1 protein-coding gene is annotated in these 305 nt (G+C 52.5%); it reads right to left on the bottom strand.

Features of this window, described 5'->3' with window-relative positions:
• Positions 1–305, bottom strand: a 305-nt coding sequence (locus KDM89_RS21435) for a hypothetical protein (protein ID WP_212689812.1), incomplete at both ends; no start/stop codon positions are given.

The raw sequence follows: 305 nt of genomic DNA, 5'->3' as shown, positions 1-305 counted from the left end.
ATTCTGTTGGCGCTGTCGGGCTCAGCCTGTATGCTGCGTAATTGCTGATCGATTTGCTGCCACACCGGGGCCGGCATCCAGCGCCGGTACAAGGTGTCTGCGCTAAACCATTCAAAGCAGCCAAAGTCCTGATCATCGTGCATGATTTCTCTGGCGAGGTATAAGTCGCATTCCTGCATCCACGCGCGGCTCATCTGTTCTTTGAAATTGACAGTGCGCCATTCGACTTCGAGTCCTGCGGCCTGCAGTCTGCCTTGTATCAATGCACCTAGGTGCAAAATTTCATTCGATTGTCCAGTCACAAA

Source organism: Cognatundibacterium luofuense, assembly GCF_018139685.1.
Lineage (GTDB): Bacteria > Pseudomonadota > Gammaproteobacteria > Burkholderiales > Burkholderiaceae_D > Undibacterium > Undibacterium luofuense.
This window is presented reverse-complemented; position numbering and strand designations above follow the sequence as displayed.